Source organism: Amedibacillus sp. YH-ame10 (genome assembly GCF_053848885.1).
On the sequence record NZ_JBSPFA010000018.1, the window covers coordinates 43,890 to 65,477 of the forward strand.

Genomic DNA, 21,588 nt, shown 5'->3' on the forward strand with positions numbered 1-21,588 from the left:
ATCATATGTTTTGCGTTTTTAATAAAAACTTGTTCGAAAAAAGGAATGGTGAAATTATGGAAGTGAAATCATATATCAAGTACATTGTACAAAAGAGAGTTGCAAGAAAACAAAAATCTAAATTGGAGTCTAGACATATTTCTAAAGACTTTAAAATTGGAAGGTATTGTATTTTTGGAGAAAAATGTTACATAGATAGAAATGTTACAATTGGAGATTTTAATTATTTTAATGCAAATCAATTAGAAGTAATCATAGAGCCAAATACTAGAATTGGAAAGTTTTGTTCAATCGCTCCTGGAGTAGTCATTGGGCTAGGTAATCATAATGTTCATAGTGTAACAACACACCCAATTCTTTTTAATCCCTATTATAGCAAATTGTTAGATGTGGAATTCTCTGGTGAGCGCTTAGGGCTTATGGATGATGATGTTGAAACAATTATAGGATCTGATGTTTGGATTGGGGCACGCGCTACTTTGAAGAGAGGGATAACTGTCGGCAATGGTGCGGTGATTGCTGGCGAAGCAATGGTTAACAAAGACGTTCCAGCATATTCTATAGTTGGAGGGATACCTGCTAAGGTCATGGGGTATCGTTTTGACAAAGAAATTATTGAAAAGCTAAACGAAAATGAAAAGTATACTTTTTGGAATTGGAGCGAGGATTTTTTCAAAGGACACTTGAATGAACTTAATGATATAAATAGTTATTTAAACTGTATAGAAATTTATAAAACATTTTCTAAAGGGTAATGATATTCATAGCAAGGACTCGGAAAGGGTCCTTTTTTTGAACTAAATAATGCATTTGTTGTCTGTAAAACGTTCATATTTTGAACGTTTTATATGATTTTGTAATGAAATGTGTTATTATATTTAATGCTTAATACTATGCTTATTGTATAAATCCATACAATTGCATTAAATATATATGATAAGGTTGTGATCAAATTGAAAAAAGCATTTTTAATCTTATGTACGTTCGCTATGATACTATTGAGTAGTGTGATAAAATCAGAACAAGGAAGCATTATTATCTATTCTTCTATGGAACAATACCGTACAGAAGAACTCCAAAAACAATTAAGTGCAAAGTTTCCAGATGAGGATATTTTGGTGATGTATGTATCCACCGCCAAAGCAGCTGCGAAAATCAAAGTAGAAAAAGAAGATGTTGATGCAGATATCGTAGTAGGTCTAGAAACATCCTATCTAGAAAAAGTTAAGGATAGTCTACAGGATTTAAGTGGTTACAAAGAACAGAATTATTTGCCTGATTTAAAGATGGGAATGCATGATAATAAATATATTACATGGGAACGCCAAGCAGGGACGTTTATCATAAATAAAGAAGTTCTTAAAAAGAATAACCTTCCTATACCTCAAACATATGAAGATTTATTAGATGAAAAATACAAAAATCTTATTTCGATGCCAGATCCTAAAACAAGTGGTACAGGCTACTTCTTTTATAAGTCGCTAGTAAATTCTATGGGTGATAAAAAAGCATTAGCGTACTTCGATAAATTAGAAAAGAACATAAAATCATTTACAGAATCAGGCTCAGGGCCAGTAAAATTACTTATCCAAGGAGAGGTAGCAATTGGATTAGGCTTAACCTTTCAAGCAATGGAAGAAATAAACAATGGATCACCATTTGAAATTGTTTATCCTCCACAAGGATCTCCATTCTCTCTAACTGGGACAGCAATTATCAAAGATAAAAATACGAAGAAAGTGAATGAAATCTTTGATTTCATCGCAAACGACTTTTTCATCTACGATAAAGAGAATTTCTCTCCAGAACAAGTAATAGTGAAACAACATAATAATATTCAAAATTATCCTACAAATATTCACTATGCAGATATGAATGGAATTCAAGATATTAATGAAAAAGAAAGGTTGTTAGCATTATGGAAATATTAAATCAAGAAATTAAACTGTCCGTGCGACAGCTATATAAAAATTATGAAGGTAAAGATGTATTAAAGCATATTTCTTTTGATGTGAAAGATGGAGAATTTTTAAGTGTTCTAGGACCAAGCGGTTGTGGAAAAACAACATTACTTCGTATATTGATTGGATTAGAGTTACAAAGTGGTGGTGAGATTCTACTGAATGGAAAAGATATTTCAAAATTAAAACCCAATGAAAGAGATATGGGAATTATTTTCCAAAACTATGCACTATTTCCAAACATGACTGTTTTTGAAAATGTAGAATATGCACTCAAACTAAATAAGAAATTAAAAAATAGAAGTCAGGAAATCGCGACTTCTACATTAGAACAGATTGGAATGATGGAACATAAAGATAAAAAACCAAGTCAATTATCAGGTGGGCAACAACAACGTGTTGCGATAGCTCGCACACTTGCGTTAAACCCAAAGGTTATATTACTAGATGAACCGATTTCTGCATTAGATGTTACCAATCGTGAAATTATGAAAAGAGAGTTAAAAGAGATTCAAAGAAAATTTAATTCCACGATGATTTTTATCACTCATGAACAAGAAGAAGCTTTCTATTTATCTGATCGTATTATGGTAATGAGTGAAGGTAATATTGAACAATTAGACACTCCTAAGAATATTTATGATCATCCAGCAAATCAGTACATCAAAGATTTTGTAATTGCACATCTTGATCAAAAGTTTGAATCCTTATTAAAATGTACTGGAAAGGATTCCTATGAAAAATAGAACATTCAATGGAATAAAAATATTAATCATAGTATTCCTTTTAGTAAGTGTGGTATTCCCCCTTATAACTTTATTGCTAAATATAAATACGAATGATATTCAAAAAGTTATTACATCACCTCAATTCTCGCCCATGATAGGAAATTCTTTGTTGGCAACAAGCATTTCAACTATACTATCAGTATTACTGGCATTTGTGCTTGCTTGGAGTATCAATCGCAGTAATATACGTTACAAATCTGTTTTTTCCATGCTTTTCACACTTCCTATGTTGATACCTTCTATTTCACATGGGATGGGTCTTGTGTTATTGTTTGGAGACAACGGAATTATTACCAATTTTTTAGGTGTTAATATTGGATTGTATGGATTTCCAGGCATTATTATTGGATCTATTCTGTATTCCTTTCCTGTGGCATTCTTGATGTTAACAGATATCTTTAAGTATGAAGATTACACCACATATGAAGCAGCACAAGTGTTAGGTCTTAGTAAACGACAACAACTTCTGTCTATTACCCTACCAAATATGAAAGGTGCTTTAATCTCTGTAATATTTGCGGTATTCACAATGATATTTACAGATTATGGTGTGCCACTTGTTGTCGGGGGTAAAATTATGACACTCCCTGTATACATGTATCGTGAAGTAATTGGACTTTTAGATTTTTCTAAAGGTGCAATTATAGGTGTGATTTTATTGATTCCTGCATTTATTGCATTCATCATAGATTTTAAAAATGATAACAAAGGTAATACGAGTACAGTTACAAGACCATATCTTATAGCTAAAAATAAGAAGAGGGATAGTTTCTGCTATGCATTTTGCGGATTGATTGTATTTCTGGTTTCTTTGCCAATCTTTGCGTTTGTGTTTTTATCCTTTGTCAAACAATACCCAATTGATATGAGCTTTTCTCTTTCAAATATTGCGGATGCATTTCATTTGGGTGTAGGCATGTATCTAAAGAACTCCTTAGCAATTGCATTAGTTACTGCTCTTGTAGGAGTATGCTTTATTTATTTCACGGCATACATGACCGCACGTTCTAAACGAACCTTCACAACGATGACACTACATCTAATTGCTATGGTATCTTTAGCAATTCCTGGAGTAGTATTAGGTTTATGTTATGTTATTTTCTTTAAGGGAAGTCTTATATATGGAACAATAATGATTTTGATTCTGGTAAATACTATTCATTTCTTTGCCTCTCCATATTTATTAGCTTATAACTCTTTACAGAAATTCAACGAAAATTTGGAAGATGTATCCATGAGTATGGGAATTAGTAAAATGCATATGTTGAAAGATATTTATATTCCTTGTACAAGAGAGACTATTATTGAAATGTTTTCATACCTCTTTGTAAACTCTATGGTAACCATATCTGCAGTATCATTCTTAGCAAATTTTAGAAATATGCCACTTGCATTGATGATTCCTCAATTCGATTCTCAATCTTTGATTGAAGCAACAGCATTTATTTCTGTTATAATATTAGTTGTAAATGGAATTTTGAAATTATTGATTTATGTATTTAAGAGATATATTAAAAAAATAAGCTAATATAAAATGGCATAATAAAGAGGAGATTAACTATGAATTTAACATTGACACAGTTTGAAATTTTGACAAGAATTGAACGACACCAAGATCAAAAACATTCACAAAGAACACTAGCGACTAAGCTTGATGTATCTTTGGGGATAATCAATAAGACAATTGCTGAGCTTACAGAATTGGAATTGATTCGTCCATTAGGGAATAGCCATTATGATGTAACTTTAAAAGGATATGAATGGTTAGAACCACATCGTGTTAAGAAAGCCGTCTTTATGGCAGCTGGTTTTGGTAGTCGAATGGTTCCTGTCACTTTAAATACGCCTAAACCATTGATTATGGTTCATGGTAAACGAATCATTGAAACTTTGTTAGATGCAGTTCTTGCGGCAGGAATCAATGACATTACGATTGTACGAGGATACTTAGGAGAACAGTTTGATGTGCTTTTAAAGAAATATCCAATGATTAAATTTCTTGAAAATCCAATCTATAACGAAGCGAATAATATTTCGAGTGCCTATGTCGCAAAAGATATTCTAGCAAATGCATATGTCTTAGAATCTGATCTTGTATTATACAATCCAGAATTAGTTAGAAAATATGAATATGCATCAAACTATATGGGAATGAAAGTAGACGTAACGGATGATTGGTGTTTTGAAACGAAAAAAGGAATCATTACGAAAGTGAAGGTTGGCGGAAACAACGTTCATCATATGTTCGGTATATCTTATTGGACGAGTGAAGATGCTCAAAAGCTTTCTGCAGATATAGATGCAGTCTTCCATATGCCAGGAGGTAGAGAAAAATATTGGGATGAAGTTGCGCTTAGAGAGTGTATCGATCATTACCAAGTTCTAGTGCGTCCAGTACAAAAAGATGAAATTATAGAAATTGATACCTATAATGAATTGAAACAAATAGATCCAATTTATAACGTTTAAGAATAGAAAAGGAAGGACTTCATTACGAAACCCTTCCTCTTTTTATAATTCATCAATTAATGTTATAATATCTTTTATTGACATCAATGTATCATCGACTTCTTTTGCTCTATGATTTTTAAGGATGTTTACTGCTGTATCCTGCATAGCAGGGAAAGCACTTCTGGTAAGTTGGTTGGCATAGATTACGACATTCACACCATGTTGTGCAAGTTCCTCTTCACTAACGGTGTTATAAGAAGTAGGTACTACAACGATAGGAGTATCTTTATCTTGTGCGCGGAACTTATCACAGAATTCAAAGATTTCTGCTGGATCTTTTTTGCGAGAATGAATCATAATGCCATCTGCACCAGCATCAACATAAGCAAATGCTCTATCTAATGCATCTTGCATGCCTTTATCAAGAATCAAGCTTTCAATACGTGCAATGATCATAAAGTCATCACTTAATTGTACATTTTTACCTGCTTTGATTTTTTCAGAGAAGTTTTCAATAGTATCCTGTGTTTGCTCTACATCATTTCCAAATAAAGAGTTTTTCTTAAGCCCAGTTTTATCTTCAATAATTACAGCTGAAACTCCCATTCTTTCTAAAGTACGTACATTGTATACGAAGTGTTCAATCAAACCACCAGTATCACCATCTAATATAATCGGCTTTGTAGAAACGTCCATTACATCATCAATTGTGCGCATTCTAGAAGACATATCCACAAGTTCTATATCGGGTTTTCCTTTTGCGGTTGAATCACAAAGACTACTAATCCACATAGCATCATATTGATCAAGTTCATCCCCGCGTTCAACAACTGTTTTTTCCGCAATCAATGCAGTGATACCGCTGTGTACTTCTAGTGTCTTCACGATTGGACGCATTTTTAATAATTGTTTTAGACGTTTTCTTCTGAATTCAGGCATAGATAGTTTATCACGCATGACTTTATCCGTATGAAGTACGGATTCACTTCTTGTGTACGGTATTTCAATTAACTCTCCCCCCCATTCATTCAGTGTCTTAATTACATTTTCACGAATAATGTGTTGTTGGTTATCCTTCCAGTTATCACCATGAATAACATAGTCCGGTTTAAGCTTACGCAGATTAGACGTATAAGATACACTATCTTGTAAGACCACTTCAGCTACTCCATCCAAACTTTTGATTAGTTCAACTCGTTCTTCTTGTGATATAGTAGGGAAACGATCGAATTTAACCATTGCTTCATCTGTTAAAATCCCAACAGTTAATGCCCCATATTTCTGTGCTTCTTTAATAATATTCAAATGACCTTCATGAATAATATCGGTACTCATACATGCATATACTTTTTTCATTTTAATTTCTCCATTTCGTTATATGATTCATAAAGTTTATTTTATTCTCAACTGCAGTTTCTTTTGGACGTCCTAAATCATCTCTAGCGCCTAATGCAACCTGTACTTCAATATAGTGAGGTCCATCAACGTTTACACATTTAGATAGTGTGTTTGTTAATTCATCTAAATTTGTAACAGAACTTGCACTTCTATATCCACATGCTTGTGCAATCTTCGCAAAAGATACATGTTGACAATTGGTAGGCATGCCTCCCACAGATTCATGTGCTTCATTGTTCAATGTAACATGAATAAGGTTTGTACATGGTTGATTCGCAAGGAACGCCATAGAGCCCATATGCATCAATGCTGCTCCATCTCCATCTAAACAATATACTTTGCGTTCTGTATTCTTCATTGCGATTCCTAACGCAATCATACTTGCATGTCCCATGGATCCAACGGTTAAAAATGTACGTTCATGATTTCCAAATAATGCATCGCATTGTTCATATACTTCGCGAGATATTTTACCTGTAGTAGAAACAACAATATCTTCTTCATTTGTAAAAGTAAGAATATCTTTGATTGCTTGTTCTCTGTTATATGGATAAGGATTTTCAAAATGAAAAGCTTCTGCTTTATCAAAGGTATCCTTTTTCACTATAATTGCATATTGTTTGTTTGCGTCTAACTGTGATTTCGCTTGTTTCAAAATCACGTTCATTTCTTCCTCTGTGGTTTCTTTGCTAATGCAAGCATGAGGGATTTCTAGACATTCCATCAAAGGTTCTGTGATTTCTCCTTGAAACTTATGTTGAGGTTCATCTTTGATCCCTGGTTCACCTCGATAGCCGATGATAAATAGCATTGGAATATCATATACCTTTTCATTTATTAAGCTAGCGATTGGGTTAATAGCATTTCCAATTCCACTATTTTGCATATAAACGCAACTTGTTTTTTTATCACCCAAATATAATCCAGCAGCAAGTGCTACACAAGCACCCTCATTTACAGGCACAAAGTGATGCTCATTGGAAACATGTAAATTCAAATAATCACAAAAACTCTTGAGTGTAGAATCTGGAACACCAATAAAGTCTTCTATTCCAAGATTTTTTACATTTTTTATAAATTTTTCAACATTCATTTTGCATACCCCTTGTAATTGTCCAATAGTTGTTTAAAGCGTACGATATCTTCATCCATAATGTGACCAATATTTCCTATACGAAATGCATCGATGCCAGGAAGTTTTCCACTATATAGTAGGAATCCATGTTCTTTGAAATACGCATAAAAATCATCGAAATCAAATCCCTGTGGATTTAAGTAGGTGGTAATAACAGGAGACTGTATGGATCTATCCACCAATATATCAAACCCATGCATAGACATGGCGTCATATATTTCTTTTTGAATGTGATAATATCGTTTTGAACGACTCACAATTCCACCAGCTTCTTCTAGCTCTAAGATTGCTTCTTGTAGGGCTAAGATAACATGCGTTGGAGATGTAAAACGAAAAGATCCGGGTGAAGTTTCCATATCATAATACTGCGCATATAAATCCAAAGAAAGACTATGACTAATGTTTTTACATGTATCTAATAATTCTCTTCTCGCAAATACGATGACGATTCCAGGAACCCCATGCATACACTTATTAGAACTAGTGATTAGATAATCAATTCCAAGTTCCTCTATGGATATTTCAACACTTGCAAAGCTACTCATAGCATCCACAATGCTAATTTTGCCATGTTTGAGAATGAGTGCTTGAATTGCTTTTATATCATTTAGTACTCCTGCCGTTGTTTCGCAGTGTATATAAGCGACATGTGTGATATCTTCTCGCGCTATTTCTTTTTCTATATCTGTTATTGGAAGTGCTTCAATCATAGAAAAAGATTTTAATACATATGGTACGTTTGCCTTTTTACAAATTTGTTCCATACGTTGTCCATAGGATCCATTCGCAAGAATCAAAAGTTTTTGATCATTACGAATAGTACTTGTAAGGACACTCTCTACACCATAGGTTCCAGAACCTTGTAAAAGTACACAACTGTAGTTATCTTCCTTCGCATGAGCTAGCTGTAATAGAGAATGACGGATGTTTTGAACGATATCTTGATAGTCTTTGTCTCTTGTACCCGCATCTACTTGCATGGCTTGTTTTACTCTAGTAGATGTGGTAAGTGGACCTGGTGTTAGTAATACACGTTGTTTCATAAGTTTCCTCCTGATTATAAGAAATGTTGCGTTTTGTATCATTTGATTCATAAATTGAACGATAGAGTTGTTAAATTGATGTTGATTTGTTCAATATGTTGCATTATATTCCTTTATATAAACAAAATCAAGCATTTATTTATATATTTTGTTTTAATTGCTTATATACTCGTAGTGATATGAAACAAATTATGTCTTCAGTTTCTATTCAACAGTTTTGTTGTAATTTCAAATATCTTGTATTAAAATAGAAAAGGGCTGGGAAGAAAGAGGGAAATACAACATGAATGCAATTATCTTAGCGGCGGGAGTTGGCTTGAGAATGCGCGAAGTGGCTTTACAAGGGCATAAAGCATTTTTACCAATTGGTAGGGTTCCAATGATAGAACGATTGATTCTATATTTGCACGAAGCACAAATAAGTGATATTACAATAGTTACAGGACATATGAAAGATTTATTTCTTCCGCTTAAGGAGAAGTATAAAGTCAAATTAGTGCATAATAAAAAATACTCCATGAACAACAATTTACATTCGTTGGAATTGGTGTTGGACGAAGTTGGCGATACGTTCATCATTCATGGAGATGTTGCGATTTTTAAAAATATATTCAAACAAAAAGATAATAATTCGTTTTTCTATACAATATTGAAAGAATCACGTGGGATTCCTTTGCTTCATCCGGAAGTGAATAAATCTAGAGTTATAACAAACTTTTACAAGTATGCTGGACCAGATGCAGTTACTACAATGTTAGGTATTTCCTATTGGACAAAAGAGGACGCTGTTCATTTAAAGGAATATTTTAAAGAAAACATTAGTGAAAAGATGAAAAGATATCACCACCGTGAATGGGAAGAAGAAATACTTAACCTTTCAAAAAAAATACCTATAGAAGCACATCAACTTGATCGAAAATACGCTAGAGATGTAAATTTAATGCGTGATTATTTTGATGCTTGTTACATATATGATGAGTTTTGGAAAGAACGATAAAATGCAGAATTAAATTTCTGTATTTTTTTTAGGAATTTTATAACTTTTTCTCGTATATAAATAGTAGGAGGTGATATTGTGCGTTGTTTACGTTGTGGCAATAGCGAACATAGATTTTTTTATAAAGATCAGTCTGTTTGGTATTGTAGAAAATGCATTGGATTTGGAAGGATGAATGTAAATGAGGTTCCCAAACGGGGTGTTTATGAAAGAAAGAAGCATAGTTGTACATATGACTTAGACTATGGGTTAACGCCAAAACAACAAGTGGCATCGGAAGCAATTTGTTATCATACTTCACATCATCAGTCCGTATTGGCATACGCAGTTTGTGGCGCTGGCAAAACAGAGATGGTTATGGAGGTGATGAAGAAGTATTTGAACGAAGGGAAAAAAGTCGGATTTGCGATATCAAGAAGACAAGTTGTTTTGGAAATAAAAGAAAGAATGCAAAAGGCTTTTAAAGGTTTAAATGTCATTGCGGTATGTGAAGGCTACACGGATGTATGTGATGGAGATATCATTGTATGTACGATGCATCAACTCTATCGCTATCATCAAACCTTTGATTTGCTTATTATGGATGAGGTGGATGCCTTTCCATATAGAGGCAATGATATCTTAAAACAAATCGCGATGCATGCCTCAACTGGAGAGATCGTATACCTTACCGCTACACCAGATGAAGAGATGCTAAAGGATGTTGAAGAAGGAAACTTACAGATGGTGGAATTGTTTCAAAGACCACATGGGTATCCATTGATAGAGCCACAAATACTTACAAGACCAAAGAGTCTTCAGTTTTTATATCTGGTTAAGTTCTTGTTTAAACAAAGGAAAGAACACATTCAAACGTTAGTGTTTGTACCTACTATCGCTTTAGCACGAAAACTAAGTGTAGCATTAAGACCACTTTTTCGATGTGTTTCATTTACATCGAAGAGTGAGAATAAGGAGGACATTGTACGAGCGTTTCATGAGAAAAAATATGAATGCCTAATTACGACAACCATATTAGAGAGAGGAATTACCATCAAAGGCATTTACATTATTGTACTGCAAGCAGATCATGTGGTTTTTAATGAAGCAAGTCTAACTCAAATTATCGGACGTGTTGGAAGGAATATTGAAATGCCTACTGGTAAAGGTATATTTTTATGCACAAAGAAAACGAACGATATTTTACGATGTGAAAGAGCAATTCAAATGATGAACAGAAGGTGAATGCGTGAAAGAGGAATATTGTAGATTATGTATGGAAGAGATACATAAAAAGATATCTGTTTTCGATTATTTGAAACAAGATCAACTACTGTGTACAAGTTGTAAAACGCAATTGAAAAGAATCAATCGAAGAACCCATTTAGAAAATATACCTCTTACAATCTTGTATGAGTACAATGATTTTTTAGAAAATATGATTTTCCAATATAAAGAAGGACATGATGTAGCATTACGAGACGTGTTTTTTTATGAAGATATAAAATTCTTGAACGACAAATATCGACATTACACAATTGTACTTATGCCATCCTCACAAGAGAAATTATGTGAGAGAGGATTTGTGCCTGTAGAGGATATGCTTGCGCGATGCAAATTACCTATCATTAAACCTTTTTATAAGAGTGAAAATCATAAACAGTCTCTACAAAGCTTTAAGGATAGGGAACATATCAAGGATGTGATACATAGAAAACCAGGATATAATTTACCAAAGACAAAGTTGTTATTGGTAGATGATGTGTGTACAAGTGGATCTACTTTAAAATATGCATATCAATTGTTGAAGCAGCATACATATAAAATAGAAGCTCTCGTGCTAAGTGCACATCCTCTTTTTGTCGAATCTTGCGATGGAAAAGGTTTGAAAAGAGATAAGAGATTTTCTATACTTAAAAGGAAAATAAATAAGGAAGGTGAAGTAAAATGAAAGGTAAAGTCAAATGGTTTAACGCAGAGAAGGGATTTGGATTCATATGTGGAGAAGATGGAAAAGATATATTTGTGCATTATTCTCAAATATTAGTGGATGGATACAAATCTTTAGACGAAGGACAAGAAGTTACGTTTGAAATAGTAGAATCCGATAAAGGTCTTCAAGCTAGAAATGTAGAAAAGTGTTAAGAACTTGTGCAAAAATTTACAGAATAAATGAAAGAAGTTTACATTTATTGCACAAAAATGTAAGAAAGTTCACGTACGAAAAACAAAGAGAAAAGAAGATGTTAAAATTTCATAAATAAAACATAGATATCGTTGATTTTTAAATATCGGATGTCTATAATTTAGATATGCATGATGTAGCATAGAAAGGTATAGGAGTATCGGAATGCAAGGAAAAGTAAAAATGTTTAACCAAGAGAAGGGGTATGGTTTCATCACATTGGAGGATGGAAAAGACGTATTCTTTCACTACTCACAACTTATGATGGAAGGGTTCAAAACAATCGACAGTGAGGCCGCTGTTGAGTTTGAAGTCGTAGAAACTGAACGAGGATTACAAGCGCATAATATTGTAAAAGCGTAAAAAACATGAAAACAGGCAGGAAGCCTGTTTTTTTTATAGTATCGCTTAGTTTTTTATGATACAATAAACTAGGTTATATTTGAGAAAAATATAAAAAATAATAGTATAAATGGAGGTCACAATGGGCAATTATATTGAACGCTTAATTAGTGGTGAAGCGAAAGCATTAAAACAATTAGGAAAAATCGCAGACGATGTTTTAGCATTGGCTGGACAAATGGAAGCATTGAGTGATGATGCACTGAAAGAAAAAACAGTAGAATTCAAAGAACGTTATGCAAATGGTGAAACCTTAGATAGTATGATGGTGGAAGCGTTTGCGACTTCTAGAGAAGCTGCACGTCGTACAATTGGAGAATATCCATATAAGGTACAGGTAATGGGAGCTGCAGCGATGCATGGAGGCGATATTGCCGAAATGAGAACTGGAGAAGGGAAAACCTTAACATCTACTATGTGTGTATACTTAAATGCATTAGCAGGAAAAGGTGTGCATGTAGTAACTGTAAATGATTACTTGGCAAGTCGAGATGCAGAATGGATGGGGCAAATTTATCGATTCTTAGGACTTAGCGTTGGTGTAAACTCTCGTCCTTTATCACCAGCAGAAAAACGCGCAGCATTTGCATGTGATATTACGTATACAACAAATTCAGAATTAGGATTTGATTACTTAAGAGATAACATGGTTACAGATGTTGAGGATCGTGTTCTTCGTGGGTTGAATGTCGCAATTGTCGATGAGGTCGATTCTATTTTAGTCGATGAGTCTAGAACTCCATTGATTATTTCAGGTGGCGCTAAGAAGACTGCGAACTTATACTTACAAGCAGATGCATTCGCAAAACGTTTAAGTAGTGAAGATTATGAAATTGATGAAAAAACAAAACAAATTATGTTGAGTGAACAAGGTGTTACCAATGCAGAACGTCACTTTAAAATTGACAATCTTTATAACGTAGAACACACACAACTTGTACATCACATTACACAAGCATTAAAAGCAAACTACATCATGAAGAACGAAGTTGAATATGTAGTACAAGATGATGAAGTTGTTATTGTCGATCAGTTTACAGGACGTACAATGCCAGGGCGTGCTTATTCTGATGGATTACATCAAGCAATTGAGGCAAAAGAAGGCGTTTCTATCAAAGAAGAAACATCTACTTTGGCAACGATTACTTACCAGAACTTCTTCCGTCTATATGACAAACTTGCAGGTATGACTGGTACTGCAAAAACAGAAGAAGAAGAATTCTTAGATATTTACAATATGCGTGTTGTGGAAATTCCAACAAACATGCCTGTTGTTCGTGAGGATTTCCCAGATGCAATTTTCGCAAATCCTGAATTAAAATTCAATGCATTGGTAGAAGAAGTAAAAGAATTGTATGAAAAAGGACAACCAGTATTGGTTGGTACAATTTCTGTTGAAACCAGTGAATTGGTAGATATGTTACTAGATAAAGAAAAGATTCCACACGAAGTCTTAAATGCGAAAAATCATGCTCGTGAAGCAGAGATCATCGCAAAGGCTGGACGTGTTAAATCTGTTACAATCGCAACAAATATGGCGGGACGTGGTACCGATATCAAGCTTACAGAAGAATCAAGAGCATTAGGTGGTTTGGCTGTATTGGGTAGTGAACGTCATGAATCTAGACGTATTGACAATCAGCTACGTGGGCGTAGTGGTCGTCAAGGAGATCCAGGTTTCTCAAGATTCTATGTATCTTTACAAGATGAATTGATGATTCGTTTCGGTGGAGATAAATTTCAAAAATTATTCTCAACTCTTGGAGATGCACAGATTGAATCTAAAATGGTCACAAAATCAATCACGCAAGCACAAAAACGTGTTGAGGGATATAACTATGATGTCCGTAAACAATTGTTAGATTACGATGATGTTTTAAGAAAACAACGTGAAATCATGTATGAACAACGTAACTATGTATTAGAGAATGAAGATGTACATGGGATTGTTCACGATATGATTGATCGTGTAATTCGTGATATTGTGAATGCAAATGTAGATCATGGACGCCATGACAGTGTAAATTACGAGTCAGTTATTCAAGGTCTTGAAATGTTAGGGCTTGAAGAACACAACAATGTAACTGCGGAAGAAATCAAAGGAAAAGATGCTGTTACTTTGACACAGTACTGTGCAGATAAAATTTTCGCTTTATATGATGAAAAAATCAAAGATATTCGTAATGAATTCAAACAGTTTGAAAAAACGATCGTATTAAGAAATATGGATCGTAACTGGATTGAACATATCGATATGATGGATAAATTAAGAAACGGTATTCACTTACGTTCCTATGCACAAAACAATCCACTTCAAGCATATATCGAAGAAGGATATGAAATGTTTGAAGAAATGCAAGGAAGAATTGCACGTGAAGTTGTATTCTTTGCATTAAAGGTGCAGGTGGAAAGAAAGGCGAAGTAAATGGAATTATACGAAATAAAACAAGGAGTGAAATCTCACCAAGATAAGCTAACGCAACTTGGTGAGTCACTTTGACTTAGCTGAAAAAAAACATAAGATAGACGAATTAACAAGTCTTTCATTAGAAGAAAACTTCTGGAACAACCCTGAACATGCACAAAAGATGATACAGCAGTTAAATGGCTTAAAAGATATCGTTGATAGTTATGAAACACTAGAAAATGCATTATCAGGACTAGATGAAACTCATGATATTTTAAAAGATGAATATGATGAAGACTTATTTGAACTTATGGAACTAGATTATAAAGAAATGGAAGAACACTTTGAAAGTTTTGAACTTAAAATGTTGTTGTCTCATGAATATGATCATTCCAATGCGATTTTAGAATTACATCCAGGCGCTGGTGGAACAGAATCTTGTGATTGGGCTGAAATGTTATATCGCATGTATTCACGCTGGGCTGAAAAAAAAGGCTACAAAATCAGTGTGCTTGATTATTTAGCAGGAGATGTTGCGGGTATTAAATCTATTACGTTCTTAGTAGAAGGTGATATGGCGTATGGATACTTGAAAGCTGAAAAGGGTGTTCATAGATTAGTTCGAATTTCTCCATTTGATTCTGGAGGAAGACGACATACATCATTTGCGTCTTTAGACGTTATGCCTCAGTTCAATGATGAAATTGATATCGATATCAAACCTGAGGATTTAATCGTGGAAACCAAACGTGCCAGTGGTGCTGGTGGTCAACATATCAACAAAACAGACTCCGCTGTTCGTATGGTGCATAAACCTACTGGATTGGTATCAACGTGTCAAAATGGGCGTTCGCAACATGAAAATAGAGAAGAAGCACTTCGTATTTTGAAGAGTCGCTTGTACCAAGTAATGATTGAAGAACAAGAAGCGAAACTTGCGGAAATCAAAGGTGAAATAAAAGCAAATGAATGGGGATCGCAGATACGTTCCTATGTATTCCATCCTTATTCCATGGTAAAGGATCATCGTACAAATTATGAAACCAGTGATACGCAAGGTGTCATGGATGGTAATTTAGATGATTTTGTATTTGCGTATTTGAAAAATCAGTTATAAGTGATTTTATATCGTAGAGGTAGGACATTAAAATCCTACCTCTTTAGCAGTTAAACATTTGGTCTTCTTTTTATGCAATTTAAACCGCTTTGTGCTATAATCATGCATGGAATACGAAGGTGACATTATGAAGTTTAATCTTAAAGAGAATATCACAGAAATTATCACAATCATTATAGGAAATTTAGTCATTGCGGCAGGAGTATCATTTTTTGTTCTTCCTTTGAATATCTTATCAGGAGGAGTCGCAGGAATTTCCATTGCGTTAAAACCTATCTTTCATTTAGAGCCTACCATAGTAATCAATGTATTAACCATAGGTTTGTATATTGCTGGTGCAATCTTTCTTGGAAAACGATTCGCCTTAAAAACCATTGTCTCTACGATTGTTTATCCGCTCTTTATCACGATATTGAGTGCATATTCTCATAATGTACATATTACAGATAATGTTTTACTTGCTTCTATTTATGCTGGAGTTTGTGTTGGAGTAGGAATAGGGATGGTATATCGTGTTGGTGGAAGTACTGGTGGTATGGATATTCCTCCACTTATTATCAATAAATATACAAAAATTCCTTTGCCCAAACTTGTTGTTTGTATTGATGGAGCCACTGTTTTATTAGGCGCATTAACCTATGGTGTAGAAGCATCCATGGTTGGTTTAGTGTCAGTATGGGTTTGTGGTCAAGTGATTGATAAAGTCATTATGATAGGGGCTCATGAAGCTAAGAATGTTATGATTATTTCAGAGAAACATGAAGAACTTATGCAAGTTATCTATCAAAATATTGACCGTGGAGCAACCATCCTGCACGCACAAGGTGGCTATACTAGAGAAGAAAAACCAGTTATCATGATGGTTCTTGTGAAAAAACAATATGCAGAATTGAATCGTATTATTTCCAACGTCGATCCAGAAGCATTTGTGATTGTAAGCGATGTGAATGAAGTGCATGGAGAAGGCTTCACATATCTACAACAATTGTAACTATTTTGTAAACGAATTGTAAGAATTTACTAGCCTTATTTCATGTGAATAAGGCTTTTTTTATGATATAATTAGAGCCATGAGGAGTGATGATATGATTCTATTAGAAAATGTATCGAAATCCTATAAAAACGGAGTACACGCTTTACGTGATATCAATTTAGAAATCAAGGATGGCGAGTTTGTATATGTCATAGGTCCAACAGGTTGTGGTAAGTCAACACTTATCAAACTTTTGGATGGAGAAGAAATCCCTGACAAAGGAAGAGTTATCGTAGAGAATACAAATGTCGGTAAATTGTGTCATTCTAAAGTGCCATTTTATCGCAGAAATTTAGGTGTTGTATTTCAGGATTTTCGTTTATTGCCAAGCATGACAGTGTTTGAAAATATCGCCTATGCTATGGAAGTACTAGCCATTGATAAAGTTACCATTCGAAAACGTGTAAGAGAAGTTCTAGAATTGGTATCTCTTCAAGATAAAGCAAAAGCTTTTCCAAATGAATTATCTGGAGGACAACAGCAAAGAGCAACTATTGGTCGTGCTATTGCCAATCATCCAAAAATTTTGATTGCGGATGAACCAACGGGAAATCTAGATCCAGAGAAATCCAAAGAAATTATTGCGTTACTTGAAAAGATAAATGAAGTAGAAAACACTACAATACTTATGGTTACTCATGATTCTTCTTTAGTGAACCAATTCAAAAAGAGGACGATTGCTTTGGAAGATGGGTTTATCGTAGCAGATATGGGGAAAGGCGGTTATATCAAGCATGATTAAGTTTTTAGAGAGTATGCCTAAACATTTTTTATCTGCAGTTAAAAGTATAACAAGACATTTCACCATGTCCCTATCATCTGCTTCTGCGGTTGCAGTAACCTTAACGTTAATGTCTTTGTTTTTTATCATTGCAGAAAATGTAAATGGATTCACTAAAAATGTGGAAGAAGATCTGAAAATACATGCGACAATTGATAATATAAAAACGCAAGATGAAATTAAAAAAATTGAAAAAGAAATAAAAAAAATTTCCGAAATAAAAAATATTCAATATTCTTCAAAGGAAGATGAACTTGGAATACTTATCAAAGAAAATGGAGATGTATTTCAACGCTATGAAGAACACAATCCAATGAGCAATGCATTTATTGTTGAAGTGAAACAAGCAAAGGATATCAATACAGTTACGAAGAAATTGAATAAAATAGATGGAATACAAAAAGCCCAATATGGTGGAGATGACATAAAAAATATGGTCAACACTTTTGCGTCCTTACGATATGGTGGAGCAATCTTCTTGTTAGGGCTTGCTTTTATAGCAATATTTCTGATATCTAATACGATTAAGATGACAATCTATACAAGGCATACAGAAATATCTATCATGCGTAGTGTTGGAGCCACAAACTGGTATATCAAAACTCCATTCATGATTGAGGGGATGTTTATTGGAATCCTAGGAGCATTGATACCAATTCTTATCACTGCAATTGGATATGCAGTTTTATATCAATCACTAGACGGTGTGTTTTTATCCTCTATGTTTGTGATGCAAAAACCATTTCCATTTACATTTATCATATGTTTAGCACTATTTGCAGCTGGTGCTGTTGTAGGTATCATTGGTAGCTTTCATGCCGTAAGTAAATATTTGAGGTGGAGTCGATGAAAAAAATAAAACAAATAATGATAGTTATTCTTCTAGCAGCTTTTGCGTTAGTCCCTACAACTCCTGTTTATGCAGAAGACTTCGAAGGAAATGAAGACTATTGGAACAATAAATGTAAGGTTGCACAAAATACAGCTGAAGAGAAGAGTCAATGTGAAGCATTCCGTCAATATTACATACAAAAACGTGAATCTTTAAGCAATGATTTGGCATCTATTTCTGATCAAGTGAAAAGCCTTCAAACAAATATCGATAATGCGGCGAAAGTTGTCAAAGAATTAAATGAGAAACTAGATTTCTATACAAAGAGTATCGAAGTTAATGATGCAAATATTCGAGTAATTACGGCTCAAATCGAAGAGTTAGAAAAAAATATTGCGGAAAAAGAAGATGAAATTGATATTCGTTACAATCGCATAAGAGATCGTATGATCAGTGAACAATCACAATTAGGTACAAATGTGAATGTTGAAATTATTATGGGATCAGATGACCTTGTGGATATGATTCGTAAAGTTGATGGATTACAAAAAATAACAGAAAGTGATAAACAAGAAATTAACACTTTTCAAGAAGAAAAAGAAAAATTAGATCTTGATAAAGGGGAACAAGAACGACTTAAATCAGAAGTAGAAATTAAAAGAGAAGAAAACGTTCAAAACAAAGATATTGTCGAAACACTAAAAAAAGAACAACTTAATTTAATTGAAACATATCAGAAACAGGAAGCGGAATTGGCTGAAAAGATGCGTTCTGTTGAAGTCAATATCAATACGATTAGAAATAACATCATTTCTATTACCAATCCAGGTGATTTAGACTTTAGCGGAAATACTGGATTAGCTATGCCTGTACAAGGTGGATACATATCTGCAGGAACTTGGTATTATCCAGGTGGTGGAGCTCACTTGGGAATGGATAAAGCAGTTCCTATTGGAACCCCAGTAATCGCACCTTCAGATGGAATTATACTTTATGCGAGTGCACCAGTTAGTTCTAATGGAGGATATCTTGGAAATTGGTCTGGTTATCCACAAGGTGGTGGAAACACTATGCAACTGTTAACACAGGCAAATGGAATTACATATGCGATTTCCTTCTTCCATCTATCACAAGGTGGCATGTTATCAGCGGGAACAAGAGTAAGTGTAGGTCAACAGATTGCCCTTACTGGAAATAGTGGAAACTCTTCTGGAGCACACTGCCATATAGAAGTAATCAATCTAGGAAATATGAGTCTTTCCGATGCAATTGCAAGATTTCAAAGAACTGCAGATTTTGCATGGGGAAATGGTTGGGGATCAGGCGCAGTAAATAATGTTTGTAGTATTAAAGGTGCGCCTTGTAGAATGCGACCAGAAGAAGTGTTTTAATATAGAACTTGTAAAGCAAGAGTAGGAGTGATCATATGATTCTTTTAGAGAACGTATCAAAGGAATATAAGAACGGTGTACATGCGTTAAGAGATATAAATCTAGCAATTGATAATGGTGAATTTGTCTATATCATTGGACCTACTGGTTCAGGAAAATCAACACTTATCAAACTTTTGGATGGAGAAGAAATCCCTAATCAAGGGACTGTAATGGTTGAAAATATCAACGTTGGTGAATTAAAACATTCTAAAGTTCCTGTATACCGAAGAAATATTGGAGTAGTATTTCAGGACTTTCGTCTATTACCAAGACTTACGATTTTTGAGAATATCGCATTTGCATTAGAAGTTATTGGGATGAATAAAGTAGATATTCGACGAAGAGTAAGAGAAGTGTTAGAACTTGTATCTTTAGAGGATAAAGCCAAAGCGTTCCCAAATGAATTGTCTGGTGGACAGCAACAACGTGCAACTATTGGTAGAGCTATCGCCAATCATCCAAAAGTCTTAATTGCGGATGAACCTACGGGAAATTTAGATCCAGATAAATCTGCAGAAATCATGGAACTCTTAGAGAAAATCAATGAAGTTGAAGGAACTACGATTGTTATGGTAACCCATGATTCAACAATTGTAGATCGATTTAAAAAACGTACCATTTGTCTTGATGAAGGATACATAGTTGCGGATATTATGAAAGGGGGCTATCTGAAACATGATGAGTCTCATTAAAGCCTTTCCTAAACATATCAAGACGGCATTTCTAAGCATTGCTAGACATCTAGCTATGTCCTTATCTGCATCAAGTGCAGTGACTATTACGCTTGTTTTATTTTCTGCATTCTTGATTGTTGCTGGAAACGTATCTCTATTCACAAATTCTATTGAAGATGACCTTAGAATACATGTTGTTTTAAATGGTGATGTTACTGAAAAAAATGATCTTAATCAAGTCAAAGACGAACTTGAATCTATCTCTGGTGTAAAGCGCGCAACTTTTTCAAGTAAAGCTGATGAACTTGAGTTATTTATCAAAGAAAGAGGCGAAGAGTTTGCGATGTTTAAAGGGGATGAAAACCCTCTAAGCAACGCATACTTTGTTTCCGTTAAAGATGCGGATAAAATAGCTTCTATTACAGATAAAATCAAGGAATTACCAAGTGTGTATTCAGCTGTATATGGGGGCAACTCCGTATCGAAGATGATTTCTATTTTAAATACTGTGCGTACGGGAGGATTGGTATTTGTAGTATTACTATCCTTATTAGCAATATTCTTGATATCCAATTCTATTAAAATGACGATTTATGCACGTTATAAAGAAATTGCAATTATGCGAAATGTAGGCGCAACAAATGGCTATATTAAAGTTCCTTTTATGATTGAAGGGATGCTGATTGGATTTATTGGTTCTATCCTGCCATGTATCTTTACCTACTTTGGGTATTCCTATCTGTTTAAAGCAGTAAGTGGACAACTTATGATTGGAATGTTTACCATGCAGCCAGTTTATCCATTTGCACTTCAAATATGTGGAATTATCACCATTGCTGGTATGTTAGTTGGTCTTATAGGAAGTTTCTTATCGACAACAAAGTATTTACGATGGAAAAGATAGCGATCTTAAGTGATCGCTTTTTCTATAATTGGGGAATAATATATGCGAAACTCTTATATATTTAAATA

General features: G+C 34.1%; 21 protein-coding genes. 18 read left to right on the plus strand and 3 right to left on the minus strand.

Going from position 1 to position 21,588, the window contains the following annotated elements:
• The first annotated feature begins 56 nt into the window (after nucleotides 1–56).
• The 5 genes from ACWG42_RS09125 to ACWG42_RS09145 all read left to right on the plus strand — a co-directional run bounded on the left by ACWG42_RS09125 (nucleotide 57) and on the right by ACWG42_RS09145 (nucleotide 5,218).
• Complete coding sequence (locus tag ACWG42_RS09125; RefSeq protein WP_455791731.1) at nucleotides 57–755, plus strand: CatB-related O-acetyltransferase; 699 nt, start codon at nucleotides 57–59, stop codon at nucleotides 753–755.
• 189 nt (nucleotides 756–944) lie between these two features.
• Entirely contained in the window at nucleotides 945–1,931 is a 987-nt protein-coding gene (locus ACWG42_RS09130; protein WP_455791733.1) for an extracellular solute-binding protein, read from the plus strand.
• Nucleotides 1,919–2,707 carry an ABC transporter ATP-binding protein gene (locus ACWG42_RS09135; protein ID WP_455791734.1) on the plus strand — a complete coding sequence of 263 codons (789 nt, stop codon included), beginning with the start codon at nucleotides 1,919–1,921 and terminating at the stop codon, nucleotides 2,705–2,707. The genes ACWG42_RS09130 and ACWG42_RS09135 overlap by 13 nt, the downstream gene beginning before the upstream one ends.
• A gap of 133 nt (nucleotides 2,708–2,840) precedes the next feature.
• On the plus strand, nucleotides 2,841–4,277 hold the full coding sequence (locus ACWG42_RS09140; protein ID WP_455791735.1) for an ABC transporter permease subunit: 1,437 nt from the start codon (nucleotides 2,841–2,843) through the stop codon (nucleotides 4,275–4,277).
• 32 nt (nucleotides 4,278–4,309) lie between these two features.
• A complete protein-coding gene (locus ACWG42_RS09145; RefSeq protein ID WP_455791737.1) occupies nucleotides 4,310–5,218 on the plus strand; it encodes a sugar phosphate nucleotidyltransferase in 909 nt (302 codons plus the stop codon).
• Between the two features lie 42 nt (nucleotides 5,219–5,260).
• Here the strand turns inward: ACWG42_RS09145 and aepX are convergent, their stop codons facing one another.
• Genes aepX through phnW form a run of 3 tightly spaced genes read right to left on the minus strand, consistent with a single transcriptional unit; the run spans nucleotide 5,261 to nucleotide 8,776 of the window.
• Nucleotides 5,261–6,556, minus strand: coding sequence for a phosphoenolpyruvate mutase (aepX, locus tag ACWG42_RS09150; RefSeq protein WP_455791739.1), 1,296 nt, complete (start codon nucleotides 6,554–6,556; stop codon nucleotides 5,261–5,263).
• A gap of 1 nt (nucleotide 6,557) precedes the next feature.
• A complete protein-coding gene (gene aepY, locus ACWG42_RS09155) occupies nucleotides 6,558–7,691 on the minus strand; it encodes a phosphonopyruvate decarboxylase (protein ID WP_455791741.1) in 1,134 nt (377 codons plus the stop codon).
• The gene (phnW, locus tag ACWG42_RS09160) at nucleotides 7,688–8,776 is read right to left on the minus strand and encodes a 2-aminoethylphosphonate--pyruvate transaminase (RefSeq protein WP_455791743.1); all 1,089 of its coding nucleotides are present in this window, start codon (nucleotides 8,774–8,776) and stop codon (nucleotides 7,688–7,690) included. Before phnW ends, aepY begins: the two co-directional genes overlap by 4 nt.
• Nucleotides 8,777–9,059: 283 nt before the next feature.
• Here phnW and ACWG42_RS09165 point away from each other — a divergent pair, with 283 nt between their 5' ends.
• From ACWG42_RS09165 to ftsX (ACWG42_RS09225), 13 genes are all read left to right on the plus strand, one after another.
• Nucleotides 9,060–9,773: an NTP transferase domain-containing protein gene (locus tag ACWG42_RS09165; protein ID WP_455791744.1), complete on the plus strand. Its 714-nt coding sequence runs from the start codon at nucleotides 9,060–9,062 to the stop codon at nucleotides 9,771–9,773.
• A gap of 78 nt (nucleotides 9,774–9,851) precedes the next feature.
• Nucleotides 9,852–10,997, plus strand: a complete 1,146-nt coding sequence (locus ACWG42_RS09170) for a DEAD/DEAH box helicase family protein (RefSeq protein ID WP_455791746.1) — start codon at nucleotides 9,852–9,854, stop codon at nucleotides 10,995–10,997.
• Between the two features lie 31 nt (nucleotides 10,998–11,028).
• A complete protein-coding gene (locus tag ACWG42_RS09175; RefSeq protein ID WP_455791747.1) occupies nucleotides 11,029–11,703 on the plus strand; it encodes a ComF family protein in 675 nt (224 codons plus the stop codon).
• Nucleotides 11,700–11,897 carry a cold-shock protein gene (locus tag ACWG42_RS09180; protein WP_455791749.1) on the plus strand — a complete coding sequence of 66 codons (198 nt, stop codon included), beginning with the start codon at nucleotides 11,700–11,702 and terminating at the stop codon, nucleotides 11,895–11,897. Before ACWG42_RS09175 ends, ACWG42_RS09180 begins: the two co-directional genes overlap by 4 nt.
• A gap of 205 nt (nucleotides 11,898–12,102) precedes the next feature.
• The gene (locus ACWG42_RS09185; RefSeq protein ID WP_455791751.1) at nucleotides 12,103–12,300 is read left to right on the plus strand and encodes a cold-shock protein; all 198 of its coding nucleotides are present in this window, start codon (nucleotides 12,103–12,105) and stop codon (nucleotides 12,298–12,300) included.
• Nucleotides 12,301–12,421: 121 nt separating this feature from the next.
• A complete protein-coding gene (gene secA, locus ACWG42_RS09190) occupies nucleotides 12,422–14,764 on the plus strand; it encodes a preprotein translocase subunit SecA (protein WP_455791752.1) in 2,343 nt (780 codons plus the stop codon).
• Nucleotides 14,765–15,863, plus strand: a protein-coding gene (prfB, locus tag ACWG42_RS09195; protein WP_455791753.1) for a peptide chain release factor 2 whose coding sequence is annotated in 2 segments (ribosomal slippage) — nucleotides 14,765–14,836 and nucleotides 14,838–15,863 — 1,098 coding nt in all. Because the reading frame shifts where the segments join, the coding sequence is not laid out codon by codon here.
• A gap of 127 nt (nucleotides 15,864–15,990) precedes the next feature.
• Nucleotides 15,991–16,854, plus strand: a complete 864-nt coding sequence (locus tag ACWG42_RS09200; RefSeq protein WP_455791754.1) for a YitT family protein — start codon at nucleotides 15,991–15,993, stop codon at nucleotides 16,852–16,854.
• Between the two features lie 94 nt (nucleotides 16,855–16,948).
• Nucleotides 16,949–17,638, plus strand: coding sequence for a cell division ATP-binding protein FtsE (gene ftsE, locus ACWG42_RS09205; protein ID WP_455791756.1), 690 nt, complete (start codon nucleotides 16,949–16,951; stop codon nucleotides 17,636–17,638).
• Nucleotides 17,631–18,527, plus strand: coding sequence for a permease-like cell division protein FtsX (ftsX, locus tag ACWG42_RS09210; RefSeq protein ID WP_455791758.1), 897 nt, complete (start codon nucleotides 17,631–17,633; stop codon nucleotides 18,525–18,527). The genes ftsE (ACWG42_RS09205) and ftsX (ACWG42_RS09210) overlap by 8 nt, the downstream gene beginning before the upstream one ends.
• On the plus strand, nucleotides 18,524–19,900 hold the full coding sequence (locus ACWG42_RS09215) for a murein hydrolase activator EnvC family protein (RefSeq protein WP_455791759.1): 1,377 nt from the start codon (nucleotides 18,524–18,526) through the stop codon (nucleotides 19,898–19,900). The genes ftsX (ACWG42_RS09210) and ACWG42_RS09215 overlap by 4 nt, the downstream gene beginning before the upstream one ends.
• Before the next feature lie 35 nt (nucleotides 19,901–19,935).
• Entirely contained in the window at nucleotides 19,936–20,634 is a 699-nt protein-coding gene (ftsE, locus tag ACWG42_RS09220; protein WP_455791761.1) for a cell division ATP-binding protein FtsE, read from the plus strand.
• On the plus strand, nucleotides 20,618–21,520 hold the full coding sequence (gene ftsX, locus ACWG42_RS09225) for a permease-like cell division protein FtsX (RefSeq protein WP_455791763.1): 903 nt from the start codon (nucleotides 20,618–20,620) through the stop codon (nucleotides 21,518–21,520). Before ftsE (ACWG42_RS09220) ends, ftsX (ACWG42_RS09225) begins: the two co-directional genes overlap by 17 nt.
• The last annotated feature ends 68 nt before the right edge of the window (nucleotides 21,521–21,588 follow it).